At 57.8% G+C, this 24419-nt stretch carries 24 protein-coding genes; 11 read left to right on the forward strand and 13 right to left on the reverse strand.

The window, feature by feature from the left end; translation table 11 throughout:
- Positions 1–26 precede the first annotated feature (26 nt).
- The 6 genes from ACN0TA_RS11900 to ACN0TA_RS11925 are packed head-to-tail and all read left to right on the forward strand — an operon-like array spanning position 27 to position 6389.
- Positions 27–1553 carry an ABC transporter substrate-binding protein gene (locus ACN0TA_RS11900; protein ID WP_417583152.1) on the forward strand — a complete coding sequence of 509 codons (1527 nt, stop codon included), beginning with the start codon at positions 27–29 and terminating at the stop codon, positions 1551–1553.
- 14 nt (positions 1554–1567) lie between these two features.
- A complete protein-coding gene (locus ACN0TA_RS11905) occupies positions 1568–2614 on the forward strand; it encodes an ABC transporter ATP-binding protein (protein ID WP_417583154.1) in 1047 nt (348 codons plus the stop codon).
- Positions 2607–3719, forward strand: a complete 1113-nt coding sequence (locus ACN0TA_RS11910) for an ABC transporter ATP-binding protein (RefSeq protein WP_417583156.1) — start codon at positions 2607–2609, stop codon at positions 3717–3719. Before ACN0TA_RS11905 ends, ACN0TA_RS11910 begins: the two co-directional genes overlap by 8 nt.
- Positions 3716–4657 (forward strand): ABC transporter permease, encoded by a 942-nt coding sequence (locus ACN0TA_RS11915; protein ID WP_417583158.1) that lies wholly within the window; start codon positions 3716–3718, stop codon positions 4655–4657. Before ACN0TA_RS11910 ends, ACN0TA_RS11915 begins: the two co-directional genes overlap by 4 nt.
- A gap of 3 nt (positions 4658–4660) precedes the next feature.
- Positions 4661–5539, forward strand: coding sequence for an ABC transporter permease (locus ACN0TA_RS11920; protein WP_417583160.1), 879 nt, complete (start codon positions 4661–4663; stop codon positions 5537–5539).
- A gap of 28 nt (positions 5540–5567) precedes the next feature.
- Positions 5568–6389, forward strand: coding sequence for a sulfite exporter TauE/SafE family protein (locus ACN0TA_RS11925; protein ID WP_417583162.1), 822 nt, complete (start codon positions 5568–5570; stop codon positions 6387–6389).
- Positions 6390–6429: 40 nt separating this feature from the next.
- Here the strand turns inward: ACN0TA_RS11925 and ACN0TA_RS11930 are convergent, their stop codons facing one another.
- The 5 genes from ACN0TA_RS11930 to ACN0TA_RS11950 are packed head-to-tail and all read right to left on the reverse strand — an operon-like array spanning position 6430 to position 12377.
- The gene (locus tag ACN0TA_RS11930) at positions 6430–7713 is read right to left on the reverse strand and encodes a glycerate kinase type-2 family protein (RefSeq protein ID WP_417583164.1); all 1284 of its coding nucleotides are present in this window, start codon (positions 7711–7713) and stop codon (positions 6430–6432) included.
- A gap of 16 nt (positions 7714–7729) precedes the next feature.
- Entirely contained in the window at positions 7730–8563 is an 834-nt protein-coding gene (locus ACN0TA_RS11935; RefSeq protein ID WP_417583166.1) for a sugar phosphate isomerase/epimerase family protein, read from the reverse strand.
- Positions 8560–9996: a mandelate racemase gene (locus tag ACN0TA_RS11940; RefSeq protein WP_417583168.1), complete on the reverse strand. Its 1437-nt coding sequence runs from the start codon at positions 9994–9996 to the stop codon at positions 8560–8562. Before ACN0TA_RS11940 ends, ACN0TA_RS11935 begins: the two co-directional genes overlap by 4 nt.
- Before the next feature lie 2 nt (positions 9997–9998).
- Positions 9999–11171 carry a dihydrodipicolinate synthase family protein gene (locus ACN0TA_RS11945; protein ID WP_417583170.1) on the reverse strand — a complete coding sequence of 391 codons (1173 nt, stop codon included), beginning with the start codon at positions 11169–11171 and terminating at the stop codon, positions 9999–10001.
- A gap of 54 nt (positions 11172–11225) precedes the next feature.
- Positions 11226–12377, reverse strand: a complete 1152-nt coding sequence (locus ACN0TA_RS11950) for a Gfo/Idh/MocA family protein (protein ID WP_417583172.1) — start codon at positions 12375–12377, stop codon at positions 11226–11228.
- Positions 12378–12502: 125 nt separating this feature from the next.
- Between ACN0TA_RS11950 and ACN0TA_RS11955 the strand changes: the two genes are divergently transcribed.
- The 5 genes from ACN0TA_RS11955 to ACN0TA_RS11975 all read left to right on the forward strand — a co-directional run bounded on the left by ACN0TA_RS11955 (position 12503) and on the right by ACN0TA_RS11975 (position 17318).
- On the forward strand, positions 12503–13342 hold the full coding sequence (locus ACN0TA_RS11955) for a sugar phosphate isomerase/epimerase family protein (RefSeq protein WP_417583174.1): 840 nt from the start codon (positions 12503–12505) through the stop codon (positions 13340–13342).
- A gap of 124 nt (positions 13343–13466) precedes the next feature.
- Positions 13467–14504, forward strand: coding sequence for a Bug family tripartite tricarboxylate transporter substrate binding protein (locus tag ACN0TA_RS11960; RefSeq protein WP_417583176.1), 1038 nt, complete (start codon positions 13467–13469; stop codon positions 14502–14504).
- A gap of 79 nt (positions 14505–14583) precedes the next feature.
- Entirely contained in the window at positions 14584–15120 is a 537-nt protein-coding gene (locus ACN0TA_RS11965) for a tripartite tricarboxylate transporter TctB family protein (protein ID WP_417583178.1), read from the forward strand.
- Positions 15121–15139: 19 nt separating this feature from the next.
- Positions 15140–16654 (forward strand): tripartite tricarboxylate transporter permease, encoded by a 1515-nt coding sequence (locus ACN0TA_RS11970; RefSeq protein WP_417583180.1) that lies wholly within the window; start codon positions 15140–15142, stop codon positions 16652–16654.
- Positions 16635–17318, forward strand: a complete 684-nt coding sequence (locus ACN0TA_RS11975) for a TetR/AcrR family transcriptional regulator (RefSeq protein WP_417583182.1) — start codon at positions 16635–16637, stop codon at positions 17316–17318. Before ACN0TA_RS11970 ends, ACN0TA_RS11975 begins: the two co-directional genes overlap by 20 nt.
- On the opposite strand, the gene ACN0TA_RS11980 is transcribed toward ACN0TA_RS11975, so the two are convergent.
- From ACN0TA_RS11980 to ACN0TA_RS12015, 8 genes are all read right to left on the reverse strand, one after another.
- Positions 17315–18031 carry a spermidine synthase gene (locus tag ACN0TA_RS11980; RefSeq protein ID WP_417583184.1) on the reverse strand — a complete coding sequence of 239 codons (717 nt, stop codon included), beginning with the start codon at positions 18029–18031 and terminating at the stop codon, positions 17315–17317. The genes ACN0TA_RS11975 and ACN0TA_RS11980 overlap by 4 nt on opposite strands.
- 126 nt (positions 18032–18157) lie before the next feature.
- Positions 18158–18859 carry an LrgB family protein gene (locus tag ACN0TA_RS11985; RefSeq protein WP_417583186.1) on the reverse strand — a complete coding sequence of 234 codons (702 nt, stop codon included), beginning with the start codon at positions 18857–18859 and terminating at the stop codon, positions 18158–18160.
- Positions 18852–19232: a CidA/LrgA family protein gene (locus ACN0TA_RS11990; RefSeq protein WP_417583188.1), complete on the reverse strand. Its 381-nt coding sequence runs from the start codon at positions 19230–19232 to the stop codon at positions 18852–18854. The genes ACN0TA_RS11985 and ACN0TA_RS11990 overlap by 8 nt, the downstream gene beginning before the upstream one ends.
- A gap of 6 nt (positions 19233–19238) precedes the next feature.
- Positions 19239–20474 (reverse strand): amidohydrolase family protein, encoded by a 1236-nt coding sequence (locus ACN0TA_RS11995; protein WP_417583190.1) that lies wholly within the window; start codon positions 20472–20474, stop codon positions 19239–19241.
- A gap of 10 nt (positions 20475–20484) precedes the next feature.
- Positions 20485–21459, reverse strand: coding sequence for an ABC transporter ATP-binding protein (locus ACN0TA_RS12000; RefSeq protein WP_417583192.1), 975 nt, complete (start codon positions 21457–21459; stop codon positions 20485–20487).
- The gene (locus ACN0TA_RS12005; RefSeq protein WP_417583194.1) at positions 21449–22456 is read right to left on the reverse strand and encodes an ABC transporter ATP-binding protein; all 1008 of its coding nucleotides are present in this window, start codon (positions 22454–22456) and stop codon (positions 21449–21451) included. Before ACN0TA_RS12005 ends, ACN0TA_RS12000 begins: the two co-directional genes overlap by 11 nt.
- A gap of 143 nt (positions 22457–22599) precedes the next feature.
- Positions 22600–23544, reverse strand: a complete 945-nt coding sequence (locus ACN0TA_RS12010) for a succinylglutamate desuccinylase/aspartoacylase family protein (RefSeq protein WP_417583196.1) — start codon at positions 23542–23544, stop codon at positions 22600–22602.
- Between the two features lie 24 nt (positions 23545–23568).
- Positions 23569–24414, reverse strand: coding sequence for an ABC transporter permease (locus ACN0TA_RS12015; protein ID WP_417583198.1), 846 nt, complete (start codon positions 24412–24414; stop codon positions 23569–23571).
- Between the last annotated feature and the right edge of the window lie 5 nt (positions 24415–24419).

The raw sequence follows: 24419 nt of genomic DNA on the forward strand, positions 1-24419 counted from the left end.
TTACCACCAAAGAGAGGAAATTTTGTATGAAAAGACCCCTATATCTCGCACTCATGGCGTCGATTGCCATGACTGGCGTCACGGCGACGCCTGCGACAGCACAAGACGCCGGCACTGTTCTCAATATCGGATTGCAGGACGACCCGGATACGCTTGATCCAGCAACCAATTGGAGCTTTGTTGGCCGCCACGTGCTGCAACAGATGTGCGACAAGATCGTGGACATCAATGGAAGCAATGAAATCGTGCCGATGCTGGCTACCGACTGGAGCTGGAACGAGGAAAGCACGCAGCTCACGCTCAACATTCGTGAGGACGCGACCTTCCACGATGGTACGCCCGTCAATGCCGAGGCAATCAAGTACAATCTCGAACGTGCGCTTACATTGGAAATTTCGCGCCGGGCTTCTGAGATCAGCGCGATTGACACGATTGAAGTGCTCGATGAATTCACTGTGCAGATCAATCTCTCCGAACCTTCGGTTCCGCTCTTGGCTGCACTCACCGACCGGGCCGGTATGATCATCAGCCCGGCGGCGGGGGAAGAGCTGGGTGAAGACTTCACCAACGCCCCGGTGTGTTCGGGTCCGTACCAGTTCGTCGAGCGCGTTGCGCAGGATTTCATCGAGCTTGAAAAGTTCGAGGACTACTACGCAGCAGACAACTACTCGTTTGACCGCCTGGTTTTCCGTGGAATGCCGGACAGCAATACGCGCTTGCTGAACCTGCGCTCCGGTCAGTTTGACCTTATCGAGCGGCTTGCTGCGACCGATGTGTCAGCCGTAAACGATGATCCTGGGCTTGATACCGCTCCCGTGGTTGGACTGGGCTATTATGGCGTCACCGTTAACATCGGTGGTGACGGTGCCGATATGGATTTCAGCGAGAAGCAGGCCGTACGTGAAGCGTTCAGCCTGGCAATCGATCGAGAAGCCATCAACAACGTCGTGTTCGAAGGCCAGTTTGCTGTCGGCAATCAGCCTTTCCCACCCACCAGCCCATACTACAATCAGGACCTGCCGGTGCAGGGCCGCGACGTTGAAGCTGCAAAAGCGCTGATGGCAGAAGCTGGCGTCGACCAGATTGATCTCGAGCTTCTCGTACCTACTGACGCTGAGCGTCAACAGGTTGCAACACTTATTCAATCGATGGTTGCAGAAATCGGGATCAATGTGGAAATCCGTCCCACCGAGCTGATGACGCTTCTCGATACAGCCCGCGAAGGTAATTTCGAAGCGCATCTTGTTGGCTGGTCGGGTCGGGTTGATCCCGATCTTAATATCACGCCAATGCTGAGCTGTGGCGCCGCTGGCAACGACGCTCACTATTGCAGCGAAGCCCTCGATTCCATTCTCACCGAAGCGCGTGCTGTTGGAGATTTGGACACACGCAAGGCGCAGTATGCCGACGCTGTTGAACTGCTCTTGACCGATCTGCCGATTGTCTATCTCTACCATTCGCAGTGGATTTTCGCCCACGACTTGGCGCTCGAGGGCTTCGATCCTTTCCCTGACGGGATTATCCGTCTGGGCGGCGTGTCGATGGCCGAATAGTCAAGGTCATGGCGATGGACAAGCAAAATCCACCGCTGCCCCTAGAAACGCCAGCCCGGAATTCCCGGGCTGGCGCGTCCTCGGATGTGGTTCTGACCGTTGAAAATCTACGCGTTCTCTTTAAGGGCGATCGTATTGTCACGACTGCTGTGGATGGGGTCAGTTTCACCTTGGGCGCGTCCCGAAGCCTTGGTGTGGTCGGGGAGTCCGGAAGCGGCAAGAGTGTGAGTTCGATCGCGCTCATGGGGCTTTTGCCGACTGACAGTGCTGAGATTTCGGGTGAAGTGCTGTACGAGGGGCGCAACCTCCTCTCGATCAGCGAACCGGAAATGCGTAATCTTCGAGGCAATCGGATCTCCATGATCTTTCAGGAGCCGATGACGTCGCTGAACCCGTCCTACACGATCGGCGATCAGATCGCTGAAACGATACTTCGCCATCGCGATATCAGCAAAACTGATGCCTGGGATCGCGCTGTAGAAATGCTGCGCATGGTGCGGATGCCGTCGCCCGAAACGCGGGCGCACCAGTTTCCTCACAATCTTTCCGGCGGCATGCGGCAACGTGTCATGATTGCAATTGCGCTTGCGTGCGAGCCGCAGGTGCTGATCGCAGATGAGCCGACAACCGCGCTTGATGTGACGATACAGGCTCAGATACTCGCGCTACTGGACGATCTCAAAACCACTACGGGAACGGCCATAGTTCTCATTACGCATGATCTAGGCGTGGTAGCCGAAGCCTGTGACGACGTGATCGTAATGTACGCAGGGCAGGTGGTTGAAAGCGGCTCGGTCGAACAGATTTTCCGATTCCCACAGCACCCTTACACAGTTGGATTGCTAGGCTCGCTTCCCCGACTTGATGAGGACAGAGACGAACTTGTCGCCATCAGCGGTAGCGTACCGGACATGACCAACCCGCCGATGGGGTGCCGTTTCCAGGCTCGCTGCCCGTTCAGCGTTGAAAAATGTGCACAAATGCCGCCATTGCGCGAAATTGAAAACGGCCACTCGAGCCGCTGCTGGCGTGCGCCACTTGAGGAACTCGCCGATGAATAGTCAGCCTGTCGCCCAAGGGCCCGGAGGTCAGGTCCTTGTCGCTTCCGACCTTGAAAAACACTTTACAGTAAAGCGCTCGGTGTTCGGTCGGCCTCTGGCCAGTGTAGGTGCTGTCGACGGCGTTTCTCTCACCCTCAATGCAGGAGAAACATTGGCAATCGTGGGCGAGTCCGGATGTGGCAAATCCACCATCGGTCGCATGCTTATGCGCCTTATCGAACCCAGCGCGGGAACGGTAACTTTGGAAGGCGTTGATATCACCGCCCTCAAGCCGCGCGACCTGCTGTCACTGCGCAGCAAGATCCAACTCGTTTTTCAAGACCCATATGCCTCGCTCAACCCGCGGATGACAGTAGGGCAAGCCATTTCAGAGCCCCTGATGTTGCATAAAATTGTGCCCGCAGCACAACGCGTAGCGCGGGTCGGTGAACTGCTCGAAATGGTTGGCTTGCGCCCTGAACATGCAAGCCGGTTTCCCCATGAGTTTTCAGGCGGCCAGCGCCAGCGGGTCGTCATAGCACGCGCCCTGGCGTCAGAACCCAAGATACTCGTCTGTGACGAAGCTGTTTCTGCGCTCGATGTTTCGATTCAGGCCCAGGTGCTCAATTTGCTCAAATCGCTGCAGAAGCGACTTGGCCTGGCCTATGTGTTCATTTCTCACGACCTCAGTGTCATCAAGCACATAGCGGATCGGGTCGCTGTGATGTATCTGGGCAAGCTGGTGGAGGTCGGGGAGACGAAAAAGATATTCGCTTCACCCCGACACCCCTATACGCGGGCGTTGCTTTCGGCCATTCCCGTGGCAACTCCCGACAGGAAGCAGCATGGACGAGCCCATGCGTTGTCGGGCGACTTGCCCAGCCCGATCGACCCACCTTCGGGTTGCCGCCTTCATACGCGATGTCCCCATGCCCGGCCCCAATGCAGTTCGGCTGCCATGACACTGGAGAGCGAGCCTGATGGCCATGCCAATGCGTGCGCATTTTGGCGGGAGCTTCCAGCGGCCGATGATCTGATGCCGCAGAAAACGGCTTCGGATCCGCGGTTGGAAAAGCTCTTCGCTGCATTTTCCAGGTCGACTGCCGAAAAGGAGCAGACGCCATGATCAAATTGCTCGGACGGCGATTGCTTCAGCTCGTTCCCACGATCTTTCTTCTCTCGCTTATCATTTTCTCGCTGCAACATCTCCTGCCCGGTGATCCAGCGCTTGCCTTGGCCGGCGAGAATCCCGACCCTGAAACCGTCGCTGCGATCCGCGCGCGTTATGGTCTCGATCAGCCCATATTTATGCAGTATTTTTATTGGGTTGGCGGGGTTATGACCGGGGATCTGGGTATGTCGATGCGCCACAATCTTCCTGTGACGACATTGATCCTGCAAAAACTGCCCGTCACCCTTCAACTGGCAATAATGGGCATTGTGCTGGCCCTCGTTCTGGGCGTGCTTGGGGGTATCGTTTCTGCGGTGCGCCGCAACACCAAGACAGATTATGTGGCTAACGTGGTCTCGCTGGCCGGCATTTCGATCCCCAATTTCTGGTTGGGCATCATGCTAATCCTGTTCTTCTCCATCCATCTACGCTGGCTGCCTGCTTCAGGTTATGTGAGCCCGTTCGAAAACTGGCAGATGAGCTTTGCGACAACGGTAATGCCTGCCTTTGTTCTGGGCACCGCGATCGCGGGCGTCATCATGCGCCATACGCGGTCGGCCATGATCCATGCCCTCGAAAGCGACTATGTGCGGACAGCGAGGGCCAAGGGACTGGCGCCTTCCGTCGTTGTAATCAAGCATGCAATGCGCAATGCGCTGACCCCCATTATCACCCTCGGTGCACTCGAATTCGGGTCGCTGCTTTCCGGGGCCGTACTGACAGAACAGATATTTGCCATTCCCGGTTTTGGAAAACTGATCGTAGACGCAGTCTTTACCCGCGATTACGCGGTGGTGCAGGGCGTCGTTCTCGTCACCGCCCTGTTCTATGTCCTGCTCAACCTGCTCGCTGACATTGGCTATATCCTTGCCAATCCAAGGCTTAGGAGCTGATTTATGGCCCATGCAGCAAACATTTCCGCCATCCCATTCGCCAGACTGCTGGAAAGTCGCGTTTGGCGGCGATTTTCAAAGAGCAAGAGCGCCGTTTTTGGGCTGGCAGTGGTCACGATCGTTGTGCTAGTCGCCATTTTTGCACCGCTGATCGCGCCCTATGATCCTGCTGCCCAAAGCTGGACGGCGGTACGGCAGGCGCCTTCAGCGCTGTATTGGCTGGGTACCGATGAAAGTGGTCGGGATATCTTCTCGCGACTGATCTTTGGCGCTCGTGCCTCGCTGATGGCTGGGGTAATTTCGGTGAGCATAGCCATTGTATTGGGCGTTCCGCTCGGTCTGGCGGCAGGTTTCGTCGGTGGTTTCCTGGACGGACTGATCAGCCGCTTCACCGATGCCATGCTTGCATGTCCATTCCTGATTTTGGCCATCGCCTTTGCTGCATTTTTGGGGCCAAGCCTTACCAACGCCATGCTGGCCATCGGCATTACCGCGACCCCGCTCTTCATAAGGCTGACGCGGGGTCAGGTCCTCTCGCTTCGCTCCGAGGAATATGTCGAGGCAGCGCGTTCGGTTGGCAATCCTGGTTGGCGCGTTGCCTTGCGGCATGTGCTGCCAAACATTTTGCCGCAGCTACTGGTCCAGACCACTATCACCATCGCCACTGCCATCATTGCCGAAGCCAGCATGTCGTTTCTCGGCCTTGGTCAGCAGCCGCCTGCGCCATCTTGGGGATCGATGCTCAACAGCGCTCAACGATTTCTGTCCAACGCGCCATGGATGGCCCTTTGGCCTGGGATGATTATTTTCATCACCGTCCTGTCGTTCAATTTGCTGGGCGACGGACTGCGCGACGCGCTAGACCCGCGAACAAAGTCCTAGAACGCTTGCCTGAAAAATAGAGATCCTTATGAATTTTGAACTGGATGTGCCAACCCTTGTGGCGTTGGTTGCAGGACTGCTCGCGACTGGTGCTGTTGGCGGTGTTCTCGCCGGGCTTCTGGGCGTGGGGGGCGGCATCGTGGTGGTGCCGGTCTTGTTCTGGGTCCTGACGATCCTGGACTTCCCATCGGACATATCGAGCCACCTTGCGGTGGCGACCTCACTGGCCACCATAATACCGACCTCGATATCGTCGATGCGCGCTCACGCTAAACGGGGCACAGTGGACGGAGAGCTTCTCAGACTCTGGGGGCCGGCGGTTGTAGTGGGCGCCTTGATCGGAGGTCTGTTGTCAAAGGTTATTCCGGGCGATGGCTTGCGGATGGTTTTTGGCACGGTTGCGATACTTGTCGCCATAAACATGGCCATCCCAAAAACTCTGGTACTCGCACCGGCGCTGCCAAAGTCAAACCTGCTCAACAGGGGTATTGCCACGATTATCGGGCTCGTCTCTTCGCTCATGGGCATTGGAGGCGGCACATTGTCCGTGCCAACCTTGAATGCATTTTCCTTTGCGGTTCACAAGGCCGTTGGAACTGCCGCGGCCATGGGGCTGCTAATTGCAGTGCCAGGGGTGTTGGGATTTATCTGGAGTGGCTGGGACGTCACTGGTCGACCGCCGCTTAGCTTGGGCTATGTCAATTTGGCAGCAGTGGCGATAATCGCACCCGTCAGTTATCTGATGGCACCAATTGGCGCGCGGCTTGCGCATGCGTTGAACCCGCGACTGCTCAAGATTGCATTTGCAATCTTCCTTTTCATCACCGCTGTACGGATGTTGATGACCTAGGTTCAGCGTCGCAGAGGGCTGCTTTCAACCTGGGCAAGCGTCAATCAATCGTGCCGACTGCACCGATCAGAATCGCACGGAAATCGTTGACGTTCGTTCCAGTCGGGCCGGTGACAAACAGATCGCCTGATGCGTCGAAAGCATGCCAGGCATCGTGAGCGGCGAGGCATGATTTGGGGTTTATGCCCTTTTGGAGCATTCTGGAAACGGACGTGCCATCGGCGAATGCGCCAGCATTGTCCTGGGAACCGTCGATGCCGTCAGTGTCGGCAGCGAGGGCAGTTATGGCGCGCGCGCCCGCGATGTCGAGTGCGAACGAGAGCAGAAATTCTGTGTTGCGGCCGCCACGTCCAGGCGATCGATCCCCCAGAGTTACCGTCGTTTCACCACCAGAAATCAAGACAGTGGGAAGCGAAAAAGGGGCCACACCTTTGGCAAACTGCAGCGCGATTGCAGCGTGCATCTTGCCGATATCTTTGGCTTCTCCCTCGATGGCTTCAGACAGCAGGATGGGGGTAATGCCCAATTCGCGAGCGCAGTGGGCTGCTGCTTCAAGCGAGAGGCTGGCGGAAGCGATTACGTGGACCTCGTTGCGCTCGAATGTTGCGTCGTCCTGAGCCGGGGCGGGTGTGCGTTCAGCGGCAATATGGTCTCTTATGGCGGCTGGAAGGGCAATCCTGAACTGTTCGATTGCGTCGAGGACATCCTGAGACGGAGCCGCCTGGCCCGGGACTGTCGGGCCGGACGCTACGATTGAAGGATCGTCGCCGACCACATCGGAGACGATAAAGCTGACGACTTTGGCAGGTGCAGCCGCCTGTGCGAGGCGACCACCTTTTATTCTCGATATCTGCGTGCGGCACGCGTTCATAACCGAGATAGGGGCGCCAGATGCAAGCAGCGCCCTGTTCAGTTCGATCTCGTCTTCAAGGGTCAGATCTCCAGCAGGGCTGGGCAACAGCGCCGATCCCCCGCCTGAAATAAGCGCTATGACAAGATCATCTTTGCCGAGGTCTTTGACCGCGTCGAGCAACGTAGAAGCGGCTGCCATGCCGGCAGCGTCGGGGACAGGGTGCGCCGCGTGCAGCACCTTGATATCGCGTGTGTTCGCAACCGCCCCGTGCCGGTCCACAACAACGCCTTCGACCGGCCAGTCGATCAGGGTTTCGAGTGCCTGTGCCATTTGCGCGGCAGCTTTGCCCGCGCCCACCACCAGCGTTCGCCCCTTGGGCTTGGGAGGCAGGCGCTGCCGCATCTGCTCGAACGGATCGGCAGCTTTGACTGCGGCTTCAAAAAGCCGGGTGAGAAATGCGCGCTCGTCCACGTCGTCCTATCCCGAACTATCGGTTGCAGACAGTGTCGAACCGTTCGATGCATGTGGCAAGCGTTTCGTCGCCGGGCCGTTTCCACCAATTGTCCTGCGAAAAGATTTCGACCTCCTGTGCGCCATGAAAGCCGGCATCTTCGATCCAACGCCGGATTTGAGGCAGGTCGATCACGCCATCGCCCATCATGCCACGATCGAGCAACAGGTCGTTGGTCGGCACGAGCCAGTCGCAAATGTGATGCGCCATTATTGCACCCATCCGGCCGGCGCGCTCAATCTGCGCCTTAAGCTCAGGATCCCACCACACGTGGTAGACATCGATTGCCACGCCTACACCCTCCCCAAGCTGATCACAGATATCGAGGGCTTGTCCCAGTGTGTTCACGCAGGCGCGATCCGCCGCATACATAGGGTGCAGGGGCTCAATGGCGAGCGGGACATTGTTTTCTTTCGCGTAGGGCAGAATGGCGGCGATGCCGTCGACAACCTGTTTTCTTGCGTCGGCAATGTCCTTTGACGACCCTGGCAGGCCACCAACGACAAGGACCAAACAATCGGCACCCATGGCGGCCGCTTCATCTATGGCGCGTTTGTTGTCGTCGAGATTGGCAGCAAAGCCCTCGGTGGTTTCAGCGGGAAACATTCCTCCCCGGCAATGGCCAGTGAGTTTGAGTCCGTTGGCTTCGACGATCCGCACAGCCTCCTTAAGGCCAATTGCGTGGACCTGGTCGCGCCATGGCGATATAGCGGTGATCCCGTGCCTAAGGCAGCCATCGACAGCTTCGGCAAACCCCCAGGCGCCACGCGTGGTGGCCAGATTTATCGATAAGCGACTGTCATGGCTCATTTGAGTTCTCCCTGTTCTTTTAGCGGGACCATTGCCTCAAAGTCCGGTGCAACTTTTGAGGCGAGTCCATTTGATAACCGGATCGATTGCAGGCTGACTTGGCCCGCTTCGATTTTTAGCCGTGCACGACCGAGCCGCTGCTCGTAAAGATCACCATGGGCGGACAGGAAAGCCCGCTGCTCGGTCTCGGGCGCATTGGCCATCCCGTCGACAAAGTGATGGCCGTTGCGCTCGATATGCTCGGCACCAATCAGTCCCGCCAGTACAAGGTCCTGCTGGACGCTGATTCCCGACTGGGTCGTGAGGTCTTCGGCCGACATGAAAAAGGGTGGGCCATCGGTCTCTGCGTTCCAGCGCGATATCCGTGCCCGATTGAGCAACGCCCGGTAAAAACCCTTGCACGATTTTGAAGATATGCCGCGATACCCAAGCGGTTTAGCGCGGATGAAAGCATCGATGTCTGCGTCGGACTCATCGATCTCAAGGGCTGTGCGTTCGGCAATCTTGTCCAGATCCGCCGAAAGCGCCGCCGAGCGAGCAATTGGTTGTTCGAGAAACAACAGCCGCTCACCCAAATTTTGCAATTTCGGACGCGCTGCAAAAGCATCAAGGAACGACAGGAGATGGTCCTGGTCTTCGAACTGCTCGTTGCCGTCTATGCTTGCGCGGTAATTGGGCTGCATTGTTTCTATAACGTCCACGATGCGCTCAAGGCGATCGAGGTCAGCATCGATGTGGCCGGAAACTTTGAGCTTGAAGTACGCATGGCCGTAAGTCGCAATGACCTCTTGGAGCGTCTCCGGCAAACCATCATTGAGCCTGTTGCCATTGAGATCCGTGTTGCACAGTGCATCGCCCAGGCCGACAGTGTGACGGACATTGATGGAGCGGGGAACGTGCAACGATGCGAGAAACCGATCGAAGTCGAAATCGGCCAGGTCGCGGGCAGTGGCACCCGAAAACCCCAATAGATTGGACGCAACCAGACGCTCCGCTGGCAGCTCTTCGAGCCGTCCAATCGCGTCGATAATGGCGCGATCGACAAGCGCAAGGCCGAAAGATGCGATCAGCCCGCCCAGTCCGGCCCGAGCGCAAGCGACATGATGGTCGGCTTCGATTGCTGCGTGCAGCCCGAATGCGCTGCCTTTTCCCGCGCCTCTGAATGCATCCATTGCCATTCTCAGGGACGTCCGAAGCTGATCTGCGTTTTGCCCGGGCGTCAGCTCAGGGTTTTTGTCGAACCATTTGGGCATGAGCATTTCCGCAGCACAGCCAGTCGCTTCGCGGCCGGTACTGTCGGCAATTCGAACACTGACGAAGGCCTGGTCGGCGCGCTCGACACGCGCCACCCCAAAGCGGAAAGGAAAGCGAAAGGGCACAGGACGCTCGAACGCGTCCAGTTCGATAACGCCGATGCTGAGCGGGGCCACCATTGTCAGTTCTGCGCGATCCCGCGCACCGACATGACATCGCGCATGCGCATTGCGGCAAGTTCGGGATCCATGAGGATGCGGGCGGTGTCGGCGAGGCGGAACAGTTCGGCCAGGTGCTGTGTGGATCGCGTGGATTCCTGACCGCCGATCATCGTAAAATGGTCCTGCAGACCGTTGAGATAGGCAAGGAAGACAACGCCTGTTTTGTAAAAGCGCGTGGGGGCTTTGAAGATGTGGCGCGATAGCGGCACTGTGGGCTCAAGGATATCGAAAAAGGCCTTGTCTTGCCCATTGCCCAGCGCTTCGAGTGCCGCTGACGCTGCGGGCGCAATGGCATCGAATATGCCCAATAGAGCGTGCGAATAGCCGTGCGCGTCGCCGGCGATCAATTCGGCATAGTTGAAGTCGTCGCCAGTGTACATTTTTACGCCGACTGGCAGGCGACGGCGCATGGCGATTTCTTTTTCCTGGGACAGAAGCGAAATCTTGATGCCATCGACTTTGGCAGCATTTGCAGCAATCACATCGAGGGCGATGTCCATCGCCTGCATGTGATCTGACTTGCCCCAATAGCCTTCGAGTGCGGGGTCGAACATTTCTCCCAGCCAATGCAAAATGACGGGCTCGCGCACCTGACCGAGGATGCGGTTATAGACCCGTTTGTAGTCGTCGGGACCCGAGGCGATTGCCGCTAGCGCGCGCGATGCCATTAGAATAATGCGCCCGTTATGGGCCTCGACAGCCTCCATTTGCTCTTCATAGGCGGCGATGATGGTGTCGATAGTGACATCGGGGCCGGGCGCCAGATGATCGGTGCCTACACCACATGCGATGAGCGCATCCTTGCGTCCTGATGCCTCCTTGAGCGAGCGCCCGATCAGCTCGTTTGCCTCGGGCCAGCCGAGCCCCATGCCGCGTTGTGCCGTATCCATAGCTTCGGCGACCCCGAAGCCGAGGTCCCAAAGGTGATGACGAAAAGCCAATGTCTTGTCCCAGTCGATTGCTGGGGTCAGCCATGGATCGTTGTCGGCAAACGGGTTTGCGACGACATGGGCGGCGGCGTAAGCAACGCGGTTGAAACCGGAAGTCTTAAGCGTATTGATCTCGATCGGTGTGTTTTCGATCGCATAGGTAGAGATTGAGCCGTCGGCTTTGGGTAAGCGAATTGACTTCATCGGTCGAACCAATCGTCATTGTTGTCAAAGGCTGAGATCGCGCGTTCCGGGCGCTTAAAGGCCCAGATCTGGCACATCGAGCCAGCGGCGCTCTTCCCAGGATTTCAATCCCAACTCGGCGAGCTGGACGCCCTTTGCGCCCGATTGGAGCCCGTATTCCCACGGTCCGTCTTCAACGACATGCTTGAGGAACATCTCCCACTGGACCTTGAACCCATTGTCAGCTGGCCAATTGTCCGGAACTTCTTCCCAATCGTCGACAAAATTCATGGTCTGAGGCTGGTCGGGGTTCCAGACGGGTTTCGGCGTGTTGACGCGATGTTGGGTCCAGCATTTATGCAGCCCTGCGACCGCCGAGCCGTGCGTGCCATCTACCTGAAAGGTTACCAGGTCGTCGCGGCGCACACGAACAGCCCAGCTCGAATTGATCTGGGCGATGATGCCGCCTTCGAGCTCGAAGGTTGCATATGCCGCGTCATCGGCATCAGCGGCGTAGGTTTTGCCGTTTTCATCAACGCGCTTTCCGATGTGGGTCGCACCCATGCACGATACCGATTTTACCGGCGCGAAAATATTGTCCATGACATAGCGCCAATGGGGCAGCATATCGAGGATAATGCCGCCGCCGTCACCCTTGCGATAGTTCCATGACGGGCGCTGCGCCTGCTGCCAATCGCCTTCAAAAACCCAGTAGCCAAACTCGCCGCGGACCGACAGGATCTCGCCAAAAAAGCCTGAATCCCTGAGCATCTTGAGCTTCATCAAACCCGGAAGAAACAGCTTGTCCTGAACGACGCCGTGCTTGAGGCCCGAAGCCATTGCCGTTTTTGCAATGTCGATGGCAACCGAAAGGTCATCGGAAGTGGGCTTTTCGCAATAGACATGCTTGCCGGCAGCCAGCGCCTTTTCGAGCAGTCCGGCGCGGATCTTGGTGGCCCCGGCGTCAAAGAAGATTTCATCGTCAGGATTGGCAAGGGCGGCATCCAGATCGTCCGAATAGCGCGAAACGCCGTGTTTTTCGGCGATAGCCTGGACCTTGTCACGGTTGCGGCCAACCAAAATCGGATCGACCATCAAGGTGTCGCCATTTGAGAGCTTGAGGCCGCCCTGATCGCGAATGGCCAGGATCGACCGGACAAGATGCTGATTGTATCCCATGCGGCCGGTGATGCCGTGCATGATAATTCCGATGCGGCGCTGAGCCATTGCGAACCTCCACCCAAATGTGTTGTTGTAGTTGTAACTATCCGGTTACTTACTAAACACGATTGGGATCGTCAAGCAGCTAGGATTCTGTGATTGTCCCCTGTGCGCAATTGGGAGGAAGAACCATGCAGCTCAGCCTGTGCAATGAAGTGCTCATGCCGATGAGCCTTGAAGATCAGTGTGCGTTTGCACGGGCCGCAGGATATGACGGCCTTGAAATCGCGCCATTCACGCTTGCCGAAGATCCACGTGAAATCACCGGACGCCAAGCCGGCGAAATCCGTAAGATCGTCGAGTGGAGTGGAATGAGGGTCACGAGCCTGCACTGGCTGGCCATGGCCCCAAAGGGCATTTCGATAACCGCCCTGGATGCTGAAACGCAGAGCACAACGCGCGATGTCTTGATCCGGGTCGTTGATCTGGCAGCAGAGCTTGGTGCTTCAACCCTTGTCCATGGGTCGCCGCAACAGCGGCGCCTTGACGAAAACCCGTCGCGCCAGCGCACAACCGCGGTCGATCACTTCAGTGCGCTAGGTGCACACGCTCATGCGCTGGGGCTGACCTATTGCATCGAAGCGATCAACGCCAAAGAATGCAACTTCATTAACCGGCTCGAGCAGGTCGAAGCCATCATTGCAGAAGCACAAGCACCGGGATTGAAGCTTATGCTCGATGTCAGCCACGCGGCTCAGGAAGAAAGTGCTTCACTGGCAGATATTGCTGAACGCTACTGGCGTAGCGGGAACCTGGCACACATCCAGCTCAATGCAATAAATCGACAGGGACCGGGCCAATCGGACGACCTTGAGGGGCGTGATGGTATCGTCGATCTCATCGATAGATTGGCCGCTATCGGCTATGATGGCGTTCTTGCAATGGAGCCGTTCGTTTATGTGCCGGACGGTCCCGGCTGCGCCACTAGGGCGATCGGTTATGTGCGCGGCATAATCGACACCCTGACATAGGCGGGCCGCCTCTCAAAGAACTAACCGGTTACTTACTTCTTGACAGTCAGGTTTCCCCGTTTCACACTTGTGGCCAGCGCTGATTGGAGGAACCGCAGTGCTAAAAAACTCTAGGGAGGAGATAATGCGTTTCTTGACGAAAGCCACGCTAGCCGTGGCTGCCTCTGGACTTGCCCTGTCCGCGACCGGCGTTTTGGCTCAGGACTATTCCTGGCAGCCCGATCGCCCCATCAACATCATCGTGCCATGGGGCGCAGGCGGGTCGACCGATCAGGTCACGCGCGTCACCGCGCCAATTCTTGCTGATCAATTGGGCACCGAAATCGTTGTCGTCAACCAGCCGGGCGCCTCGGGCGCTGTGGGCACCCAGGAAGTGCTCAATGCGCCAAAGGATGGATACACCTGGACCGCCAACGCCATAGCCAACAATGCCACATATACAGTGACCGGCCTGGTGCCCGACACCAATATCGACGATTGGAACATCTATCTTTCGGTAGCGAACGTTCCTGTCGTTTCGGTCCCGGCCGACAGTGAATTTGAGGATTTCGGCGCTCTGCTTGAAGCCTTCCAGTCCGAGAATGGCAGCGCGATTACCGTTGGTACCGCCGGCGTAACGTCGTCGGGTGGCATGGCCATTGCCGGTATCGGCCACGAGGGCGATTTCGAATACCGCATGATCACGTATGATGGTGGTGGACCGGCAGCGATTGCGACAGCTGGCGGCGAAGCTATGGTCACGACCCAGCTTGCCGTCGAGCAGGCTGAACTCATCCGCGGTGGCCGCCTGCGCCCACTCGCTGTGCTGTCCGATCAACCGCTAACGCTTGAAGGCGTGGATCCAATTCCGCCGATCACCGAGTGGATGCCCGACTTCCCGCTCGCTCCGGACTATTTCGGAATTTTCATTCCTCAAGGCGTACCTGACGAGGTTGTCGAGACCGTCAACCAAATCTGGGAAGAGCACGTAGCCACATCCGAATCCCTGATGACCTACGCCGAAACAAACGGTGCCGTATTCGCTCCGTCCTATGGTGAAGAGGCTCGCGAGTTGGCGATGCCTGTCGTCATCATGGAGGCTTGCGCCGCCGAAGGTCGCGGCCTGCAGGTCAACGATCCCGAAACCATCGGCATCGACTGTGAAGCAGGCGCCGAAATGTAATCGAGCCGGTTACATCGATTTCTTCGGGCACCCGGGTCAAGCCGGGTGCCCATGTTGTTACAACTGACGGGTTCAATAAATGGACGAGCAGACATCCGATCCAGATCGCCAAGCCAGCCGTATGAACCGAGCCGATTTCATCGCCGGGCTGTTCTTCGTGCTCTTGGGACTAGTCACTGTTTACATGTCCTGGACCATGCCTCGGCTCGAAATTCGCGGCATCCATCCTTCCACAGTACCGGGGATTGTACCTGGACTATTGGGCTTACTGCTCACTGTTTGCGGCGTTCTGGTGGGGCTCAAAGGGCTGGCCGGATTGCGCGATCGTCAGGGCTGGGCAGATTTCTGGTCGATGTTTGCCTCGGTCGAAGCCGTCAGGTTTGCGGTCGTTGCCGGCCTTGCGCTGATCTATGCGCTGGTGCTTGTCGGCCGAATTCCGTTCTGGCTCGCCACTGGCCTGTTCGTTTTTGCTTTCATCGTTGCATTTGAAGTCTTCTTCAACGATACGCCCCGGCCGCTGGTTCGCGCCATGATTATGGCCGCCATCCAGGCGGTCATCGTCTCCGGACTGGTTACCGCTGTTTTCCAGTACGGCTTCCTCGTTCGTCTGCCCTAGTTTTCGCGAGATACGACACATGTTTGACGGCCTCTTCCTGCTTGCTGGCGGTATCACGCACTTTCTGACGCCCGAAGCGTTGTTCAATCTCGCCTGGGCAAGCCTGCTGGGCATCATAATCGGCGCGCTGCCGGGTCTGACGGCGACCATGGGCGTAGCGCTCCTGGTCACCCTCACCTACAAGATGGCGCCGGATCAGGCGATCTTGAGCCTGATGGCCATGTATGTGGGGTCGATCTATGGCGGCAGCCGCTCGGCGATCTTGCTTGCGATTCCCGGCACGCCGGCCAGCGCCGCGACAACGCTTGATGGTTTCCCGCTCGCCAAAATGGGCAGAGCTGGCATGGCCATGGGTATCGCAACGACATCCTCGGCGCTTGGCACCCTTGTCGGCGTTTTCTTTCTGGCGTTGATTGCACCGTGGCTGGCTGAGTTTGCGTTGCGTTTCCAATCATACGAGTTCTTCTGGCTGGCGCTGTTCGGTGTGATCATTTCGGGCCGCCTGACGGCTATAGACGCGCCGATCAAGGGATATATAGCGGGCATCTTGGGCCTCATGTTCGCGATGGTGGGCATGGAAAACCTTCATGCACATCAACGTTTCACCTTCGGCATCCCACAATTGGGCGCCGGCATCGACATCATCCCGGCAATGGTTGGGGCATTTGGCTTTGCCGAAATTCTGGCCGTTATGAAGCGCCGCCTCACCCCGCAAATGGCTCAGAGCACCGATCGCGTCATCCCGCGACTTGGTGAAGTTGCCAAGCATTGGAAAACCACAATCCGCTCGGGCATCATTGGAACGATTGCCGGCATCATTCCCGGCGTAGGCGAGGACATCGGATCCTGGGCATCCTATGCTGCGGCGCGCCGCGCCAGTAAAGAAAAGGAGCTTTATGGCAAGGGGTCGATTGAAGGGCTGGTCGCTGCGGAAACCGGCAACTCTGCGGTGATCCCCGGCGCCATGATCCCCACCCTCACCCTTGCCTTGCCAGGGTCGGCTGCATCTGCGGTTCTGATCGCGGCAATGTTGATACACGGCATTCGCCCCGGTCCCCAGATCATGACCGAAAATCCAGAGTTTGTGTATCAGGTGGTCGGCATGCTGTTGCTCTCGACAGTCGCGATCACGATCTACGGGCTTTCACTCACCAGATTGCTCGTCAAGGTTCTCACGGTGCCGCGCGAAAAGCTGATGCCCATAGTGTATGTACTTTGCGTCGTTGGCTCGTTTGCAATTACTCAACGGATGTTCGACGTTTACGTCATGGTTGCTTTCGGCTTGTTGGGCTTCGTTCTTAGGGAAATGAAATATCCGATGGCGCCCCTTGTTCTCGGAATCATTCTGGGCGATCTACTCGATGTAAACTTTCGACGCGGGTTGCTTTTGACCGACGGTGACCCAACGCCTTTCATCACACGACCGATCAGTGCAGTTCTCTGGATCGTCATCGTGATCACAATCCTCATGAGCTCGCGAAGGTTCAAGGAATTTGCCGCAGGACTTTTTAGACGTGGACCCGCAAAGTCCTGACGATGCCGAGCCTGCCGCGCAACAGACCGCGGCAGTCAAGGGCCGGGCGCGCGATGCGACGCGCACCCAGGCTGCAATTCTGGCTGCTGCACGGTACGAGTTCACGCGGCGCGGGTTTGAGGGCGCACGCATCGATGCGATTGCCAAACGCGCGAAGACCAACAAGCGCATGCTTTATCACTACTTCGAGCACAAGGAGGGCCTCTACAAACGGGTTCTTGTTGAGGCATACCGCGAGATCCGGCATGGGGAGCGCCAACTCAAACTCGATCAGTATGATCCAGTCGGAGCGGTTGAAAAGCTCGTGCGCTTTACTTTCCGGCATTTCCTGCGGAGTCCATGGTTCATAGCGCTTCTGACCAATGAGAACCTCTTGCGCGCAAAGTATCTCAAGACGCTGCCGGAGATGCACGGCTTGCACTCCCCGTTGGTCGAACAATTACGGACATTGATCACGCGTGGCACCGCCGACGGCGTGTTCCGCAAGGACATTGACCCCGTGCAGCTTTACATTTCGGTGGCAGCACTCGGCTATTTCTATGTTTCCAACAATGCGACGCTATCGGTGATCTTTGAGTCCGACCTGTCTGAAACGGACAAAGTCGATGCTTGGGAAGAGCATGCTGTGTCCATGGTGCTCAATCACCTCAAGACGAAAACTTAATTCCCTTTGAATCGAGCGTGGGGCTGACCGGGGGCCTGATGTGCTTTTGTGGCTATCCAGATGACGTGACGTGCCCCGCGACCACTTTTTCTGGCGCGCACTTTCACCTCTTCTGCCGCAAACCCTGCCTGAGTAAGACGGCGCGTGAAACTGGCGTTGGGCGCTGAAGACCAGACGGCGAGTACACCGCCGGGCCGTAGCGCTGCCAGTGTCTTTTTGAGACCAGACAACTGGTAAAGACTGTCGTTCTGCTCTCGGCTGAGCCCGTCCGGGCCGTTGTCCACGTCAAGTAAAACGGCGTCATAGTGGTTCTTTCGTGTGGTGATGAGACGCCCGACATCGCCGGTCAGTACCTCAACCCTTCGATCATCGAGGCACGCCCCGAACACCGGTAACAACTGGCCGCGCGCCCAGGTGACAACTTCGGGAACCAGCTCAGCGACCACAATCTCGCTTTTTGCGCTAAATCCCTCGAGTGCGGCGCGTAATGTGAATCCCATCCCAAGTCCGCCGATCAGAACGCGGGGCTCGGGCACACCGGCGATACGCGCAGCGGCCAGTTCGGCAAGGGCCTGTTCGGAGCCGCTAACCCGGCTGTTCATCAGCTCATTGGTGCCAACCATGATCGAGAACTCATCGCCCCTCTGCATTAGGCGCAACTGCGTGGTCCCGCCGGGGACATTGGCTGTGTCGAGATGGACCCACGGTTTCATGATAAAGCGGCGGCCTTTTGGTTAAGAGCTGTACGTTCCGCTCAATACCAATTCCGGATGCATTGCGCGAGTTGGTTTCAGCCAAGACCCAACGGTTAAGCGAGTGCTCTGCAAAATGCCAGTTTCCTAGGAGAACAGCCATCCAGCCAGGATGGCTGTTGCAATGCCGTTCAGTGCCATGGCCAGGCCCGAAAAAGTTCCGGCCAACGGATCAACCTGAAAAGCTCGCGCGGTACCGATGCCATGCGCGCTCAGACCTGCTGCAAATCCGCGCGCTGCGTAGTCCTTGACACCCATTGCGTTCATCAGTGGTGTGACGATTACAGCACCGATGATGCCCGTCACGATCACAAGGACCGCTACCAGCGAGCTATTGGCGCCGATCTGCTCGGCAATGCCTACGGCAACGCCGGCGGTTGCTGATTTGGGGACAAGGGCGAGTTGAAGGCTTTCGGACATGCCGATCGCCCTGCCGACTATCACCGCCGAAAACATGGCAAATGGTGCGCCGACCAACAGCGCAACGGCAATCGGTACTGCAAGTTCGCGTACTTGGGCACGGTGGCGCCAGAGCGGAATAGCCAGTGCAACCGTAGCGGGGCCTAAAATGAAGTGGATGAACTGAGCGCCCTCGAAATAATCGCCATAACTGGTGCCGGTCAGGCGCAGGATCAGGACGATCGCACCAACCGAGATCAGAACGGGATTGACCAGCGGATGATTGCCACTCGCTCGTGCCAGTCGGCTGGCCGTCAGAAATATGCCAATTGTCAGCGTCAGCCAGAACAGTGGGCTGGTCGCCAGGAACACCCATATCTTGTCACCCATCGCAGCGCTCTTCCGTGATCCGGCGCGCAAGAACAAACGTCCACACTGTCACGATGAGCGTGGCAGCGCTCGATCCGATCAGAGCAAGCGCAAGCGTCGGCCCATTGGCTGCAACGAGCTCGAAATGCTGGGATATGCCGACCCCCGCAGGGACAAAGAACAACCCCAACCACCTAAGCAAGTTATCCGATGCCTGCTCGATCGGGGCGTCTTCATCTGGTTTCTTTGCCCGTCCCGTGCCCTGACGGATATACAAAAGCATCACAAGCAAAACGATCCCGATCACCGGTCCGGGGATGGGCAGCGAAAAGGCGCGAGCGAGGATGTCTCCGGCCAACTGGCAGCAGAGCAGAACGAATAGCCCTAATAGCATAGTGGTCTAGGCCAGTGCAGATTTATGAATTTGGCCCTGCGCCATGATGAGCGGCATATGTGCGCCATCGTCCCCGAGCAGCGTGATGTCTGAGAGCGGGTCTCCATCGACAACGATCAGGTCTGCGAAGGCCCCCACAACGATTTCGCCGATTTGTCCTTCCAGTTGGCAGAGTTTGGCGCCGACTATTGTTGCCGATCGGATGATTTCGGCGGGCGAGAGAACCTTGGCAAGAAGCGCAAATTCCATGCAATGATATTTGCGCAATTGCCCAAGCAGATCCGACCCGAATGCCATCGGCAAGCCCGCTTCAGCCATGATTTCAAGTGACTTAAGCCCACCGTCGCGCACGATATCGATTTTTTCAAATTCGGCGGCGCCAAGTCCCAACTGCTTGCCTTCGATAGCTAGGGCCTCGTAGGCAACTAGGGTTGGCACGGCAATGCAGCCTGCCTTGGCCGCCATGCGGGCGGTTTCGTGTTCGATCAAATTGCAGTGTTCGAGAGAATGGACACCGAGTTCAACGCAACGGCGAATGGCCCTGTCGGTATAGACATGGGCCGAAACATAGAGACCTGCATTTTCGGCTTCCTCGACCATTGCGGCGATTTCCTCGCGCGAATATTGGATCGAATGGATCGGGTCATTGGGAGAAGAGACCCCGCCATTTGCCATCACTTTGATGAAATCGGCTCCCTCTTTGATCAGCTTGCGACAGGCAGCACGCACATTGTCGACGCCGTCGACGATCAAGCCCATCGAACCGACCCGGTCGGAAAAAAGCCCGGCGCGGTCATCGGTCCGTTGGCGCAGATCGGCGTGTCCGCCCGTTGTAGTGAGGCCTTTGCCGCAGATGATCAGGCGGGGGCCATCGATCAGCCCCTCATTGACCCCACGCACCAACCCGACATCGGCACCACCCAGGTCGCGCAAAGTGGTAAAGCCACGCGACAGTGCCTCATTCATCACCCGAGCCGCCCGCAGGGCGCCCAGAGAGGCCGGTGCAACCATATTGCCCCAAAGGTCGAGTGTTTCGGCTACCACATGCACGTGACAATCGATAAGGCCCGGCATAAGGGTGCGGCCCGCCAACGCGATGACTTCGGTCCCTTGAGGCGGAGCGATTTGGGTGCCGATCTCAACGATGCGACCATCGATGACGAGCACGCCGAGCCCGTCGCGCAGGACGCCTTCGTGCGGATCGAGCACTCGGCCGCCGGTGAACAGGTAATGTGTTGTCATGATATGGGCTCTAGCGATGATGGCAGGCAACGCGCTGACCGTCGTTGCGTGCTGTCAGTTCGGGTTCATGCTTGCGGCAGATTTCGGTGGCAAGCGGACACCGCGTGTGAAAGGCGCACCCGGTGGGCTTGTTCGTGGCGCTAGGGATGTCGTCATTGGATGCGGAGAAAACATGCCTTGCCCGCGGATCCAGTGAGGGCGCCGAACTCATCAGAAGTTCCGTATAGGGGTGGCGCGGGACCGAAAATATCGTCTTTTTCGTCGCGATCTCGACGATCTTGCCCAGATACATCACTGCCACGCGATGGGAAATGTGCTCCACGACTCCCAGATCGTGGGAAACCGAGAGATATGAAATCCCCAGGTCGTTTTGCAGATCGGCAAGAAGATTGAGAATCTGGGCCTGTACGGAAACGTCGAGCGCTGAAACCGGCTCGTCGCAGACGATAACATCAGGCTTTAGAGCCAGGGCGCGGGCTATGCCGATGCGCTGGCGCTGGCCGCCGGAAAACTGGTGCGGGTAGTTATCGGCCTGATCGGGCCGTAACCCGACGCGTTTCATCAAGCTCGCCACCTCGGCCTCGCGTTCCATTCTTGTCCCGACATTGTGGATGTCGAGTGGGGCCCTGATGATGTCCTTGACCCTTTGGCGTGGGTTCAAGGACGAAAAAGGATCCTGAAACACGATCTGCATCCGGCGCCTGTAATCCTTGAGCGCACTGGGATCAAAGCTGGTGATTTCCTGATCGTCAAACCGCACACGGCCGCCGGTCGGTTTCACCAGCCCCATGAGTGCAAGGCCCGTGGTCGATTTTCCGCACCCGCTCTCGCCAACCAGCGAGAGCGTTTCGCCGCGTCCGAGTGAAAAACTCACCCCGTCGACGGCCTTGACCGCCCCGACCTGTCGCTTGAACACGCCGGCGCGGATGGGGAAATGGACCTCGAGATCATCGACGGCGAGAAGGGGTGCTGTCTCAGGCTGCATCGTCATGCTCCCAGCAGGCGGCCATATGGCCGGGGGATTTTTCGACAAGAGGAGGGCGCTCCTCAAGGCATCGTGTAGATGCGCCAGGACAGCGCGGCGCAAAGGCGCAACCCTTGGGTAGATCCCAAAGCGGCGGCACAGTGCCTGGTATATCGGTCAGCCGTCCGGTTGCACTTTCGGCCAACCCCGAGCGTGGCACCGCGCCCATCAGTCCGCGCGTATAGGGATGAATGGGATTGTCGAAGAGATCATAGACGCTCGCTTCTTCCACCCGGCGTCCCGCGTACATAACGATCACCCTGTCGGCCACTTCGGCCACAACGCCAAGATCGTGGGTAATCAGGATCTGGGCGGTGCCCAGCCGATGCTGTAACTCCGAAATCAGCCCAAGGATCTGGGCCTGAATGGTTACGTCGAGCGCCGTTGTCGGCTCATCGGCAATGATGATCTTCGGTTCGCACGCCAGGGCCAGAGCGATCATGGCGCGCTGACGCATGCCCCCTGAGAGTTCATGGGGATATTGGCGAGCGCGCCGCTCAGGATCTGGCATCTGCACCATTTGCAAGGCTTCGATAGCGCGCTTGAATGCCTGCTTGCCTGAAACCTTGCGATGCTGGCGCACCGATTCCGCGATCTGTTCGCCAACCGTCAGCACAGGATTGAGCGCTGTTAGCGGCTCCTGGAAAATCATGGCAATCTCTTCGCCGCGAAAGTCCTCGACATTGTGCTGGTTCATCGCCAGAAAATCCTGGCCCGAGATCGTGATTGATCCGCTCTTGATCTGCGCGGCCTCCGGCAGAAGGCGCATCAGGGCCAGCGCCGTCATCGACTTGCCACACCCGCTCTCGCCCACAATGCAAAGGGTCTCCCCTGGTGCAACCGATAGCGAGATGTCCTGAACCACGGGAAACGACCCGCGATCGCCGCGGATTTCGATATTAAGACCACTGACCGCTATGGCCGATGTCTTGTGTGGTTGTTCGGCGAGTGCGTCCATCGCAATCATCCTTTTCAAAATTGCCGCCCGGCCCAAGAGTGGCAACAGCCGGGCGGGTCTGATCATTTCGAAGAAACGGCGAAAGGATCAGGGTTCCTGTTTCTTGACGTTCAGCCTTTCGCGAAACGCTCAAGCTGCTGCGTTCAGTCAGTCGCGCCGTCCAAATTGCCGACAATGAAGCCATAATCGCCGCTTTCGACGACGTTCCGAGTCAGGTGCTGCATGATCATTATGCCGTTCTCGAATGGGGTTTCGATTTCTTCGAGCGTCTCGAATGTGTAAGGGCTCACCACCCTTCCAAGAAGCTGTCCGGCTCTGATGATCTCGCCATTGACCGGGCAAAGCGGTTCGAGAAAACCGCCCCGGGTGGGGCGAACGCCCGCCAGTTCGTTGCAAACGATCTGCTTTGGATTGGGGACGACATCGCCCGGAATCATGCAGCGCAGGCGCAGCATGTTGAGCACGCCATTGACCGTGCGCTCGATATAGGGGGTCTGATCGACGATGCCGCCGCCCAACTCCACCACAACGCTTGGAATATCGCGCTCCTCGATGGTCACAGCTTTCGATGTGCCCGCAAAAACTGTGCCCTGCTTGTCGGGTACGGGGCGGTAGAGCACTCTTGAGCCGAAGGCGCGCGAGAGCTCTTCGTCGTTCCAGACATAGACATAGTCCACGGTCGGACGGTCGGTGCCCGAGTGAAGATCGATATGGATGTCAATCTTGCGCAGGAACTCATTGGAAAGCGCAAGGGCCAGCTGCTGGCTGTAGGTGCCCTTGGGCGATCCGGGAAACTGGCGGTTCAGATCGACCTTGTCATGGGTTGCAAAGCGCTGGTTCACGGCAAATGCCGAAGGATTGGCGACTGGCAAAAGCACGATTCGGCCCGACAGCGGGGTGTCCTTGAGGATGCGGAACAGCTCGAGGATGGCCTGGCTGCCGGTATTCTCGTTACCGTGGATTGATGCCGAAATGCCGACGGTGGGGCCGTCTTTCTCGCCCACCAGCTCATGCATCAGCAAGGCGGCATCCGAGCCGTCGGCGAGCGTTGTGAACGTGTGGCGAATGGGGTTGATGGATTTGACCATTCTTGTGGTGTCCTTTTATCGCGTCTATTTCGACTTGCCGCCGCTGCGCGAGAGCTGACGGGGGTCTAGGATGTCCCTCAGGCCATCGCCTAGGAGATTGAAGCCGAGCACGGTGATCATGATCGTTGCGCCCGAAATGATGGAGAGCCAAGGCTCGTCGCGGATGAATCGCGTGCCATAAGCCAGTGTCCAACCCCAGGTTGGAGTTGGGGGCGGCAAGCCGAAGCCGAGAAAGCTCAGTGCGGATTCGGAAATGATCGCGGTGCCCAGGCCGAGCGAAGCCAGCACGATGATCGGCCCGAACGCATTGGGCAAAACTTCGCGGAACAAAATCCGAACGGGGCTGGCGCCCAGTGCTCGCGCAGCCTGCACATAATTCTGTTCGCGTAACACCAGCGTCGTGGCGCGCACGACGCGTGCATATTCGGTCCAGGTCACGATGATGATGGCAAACGAGATATTGGTGATCCCCGGACCCATGACCGCCACGATGGCCAGTGCCAGGACAAGTGGCGGGAACCCAAGAAAGATGTCGGTGATCCGCATCAGGAGTTGGTCGACCCAGCCTCCGAAATAGCCCGACACCAGTCCGACGACAGTGCCCACAATAGCGGCGCAGACCACGGAGATGATGGCGATCGATAGCGAGACACGCGCGCCGTAGACCAGACGAGACCAAAGATCGCGCCCAAAATTATCGGTCCCCAGTACATGGCCTGGTGTGGGCCATGCAAATCGGTTGATCATGTCCATCTGCTCCACGCCATGTGTCGCAACAAAAGGCGCGAACACGGCGCAAAATATGATGGCGAGCGAAATCAGCGCGCCGACGACAAGTGATGTGTTCCTGAAAGCTTTTGGGATGCGCATGGATC

The organism is Pelagibacterium sp., from assembly GCF_048264985.1.
Lineage (GTDB): Bacteria > Pseudomonadota > Alphaproteobacteria > Rhizobiales > Devosiaceae > Pelagibacterium.

Coding starts and splice junctions, on each gene's coding strand:
- ACN0TA_RS11955 (WP_417583174.1), top strand. CDS start 12,503: ATGCAGCTCAGCCTGTGCAATGAAGTGCTCATGCCGATGAGCCTTGAA.
- ACN0TA_RS11910 (WP_417583156.1), top strand. CDS start 2,607: ATGAATAGTCAGCCTGTCGCCCAAGGGCCCGGAGGTCAGGTCCTTGTC.
- ACN0TA_RS11995 (WP_417583190.1), bottom strand. CDS start 20,474: ATGACAACACATTACCTGTTCACCGGCGGCCGAGTGCTCGATCCGCAC.
- ACN0TA_RS11945 (WP_417583170.1), bottom strand. CDS start 11,171: ATGAAGTCAATTCGCTTACCCAAAGCCGACGGCTCAATCTCTACCTAT.
- ACN0TA_RS11950 (WP_417583172.1), bottom strand. CDS start 12,377: ATGGCTCAGCGCCGCATCGGAATTATCATGCACGGCATCACCGGCCGC.
- ACN0TA_RS11915 (WP_417583158.1), top strand. CDS start 3,716: ATGATCAAATTGCTCGGACGGCGATTGCTTCAGCTCGTTCCCACGATC.
- ACN0TA_RS11970 (WP_417583180.1), top strand. CDS start 15,140: ATGTTTGACGGCCTCTTCCTGCTTGCTGGCGGTATCACGCACTTTCTG.
- ACN0TA_RS11905 (WP_417583154.1), top strand. CDS start 1,568: ATGGACAAGCAAAATCCACCGCTGCCCCTAGAAACGCCAGCCCGGAAT.
- ACN0TA_RS11900 (WP_417583152.1), top strand. CDS start 27: ATGAAAAGACCCCTATATCTCGCACTCATGGCGTCGATTGCCATGACT.
- ACN0TA_RS12000 (WP_417583192.1), bottom strand. CDS start 21,459: ATGCAGCCTGAGACAGCACCCCTTCTCGCCGTCGATGATCTCGAGGTC.
- ACN0TA_RS11925 (WP_417583162.1), top strand. CDS start 5,568: ATGAATTTTGAACTGGATGTGCCAACCCTTGTGGCGTTGGTTGCAGGA.
- ACN0TA_RS11990 (WP_417583188.1), bottom strand. CDS start 19,232: ATGCTATTAGGGCTATTCGTTCTGCTCTGCTGCCAGTTGGCCGGAGAC.
- ACN0TA_RS11960 (WP_417583176.1), top strand. CDS start 13,467: ATGCGTTTCTTGACGAAAGCCACGCTAGCCGTGGCTGCCTCTGGACTT.
- ACN0TA_RS11935 (WP_417583166.1), bottom strand. CDS start 8,563: ATGAGCCATGACAGTCGCTTATCGATAAATCTGGCCACCACGCGTGGC.
- ACN0TA_RS11965 (WP_417583178.1), top strand. CDS start 14,584: ATGGACGAGCAGACATCCGATCCAGATCGCCAAGCCAGCCGTATGAAC.
- ACN0TA_RS12005 (WP_417583194.1), bottom strand. CDS start 22,456: ATGGACGCACTCGCCGAACAACCACACAAGACATCGGCCATAGCGGTC.
- ACN0TA_RS11980 (WP_417583184.1), bottom strand. CDS start 18,031: ATGAAACCGTGGGTCCATCTCGACACAGCCAATGTCCCCGGCGGGACC.
- ACN0TA_RS12015 (WP_417583198.1), bottom strand. CDS start 24,414: ATGCGCATCCCAAAAGCTTTCAGGAACACATCACTTGTCGTCGGCGCG.
- ACN0TA_RS11940 (WP_417583168.1), bottom strand. CDS start 9,996: ATGGTGGCCCCGCTCAGCATCGGCGTTATCGAACTGGACGCGTTCGAG.
- ACN0TA_RS11920 (WP_417583160.1), top strand. CDS start 4,661: ATGGCCCATGCAGCAAACATTTCCGCCATCCCATTCGCCAGACTGCTG.
- ACN0TA_RS12010 (WP_417583196.1), bottom strand. CDS start 23,544: ATGGTCAAATCCATCAACCCCATTCGCCACACGTTCACAACGCTCGCC.
- ACN0TA_RS11985 (WP_417583186.1), bottom strand. CDS start 18,859: ATGGGTGACAAGATATGGGTGTTCCTGGCGACCAGCCCACTGTTCTGG.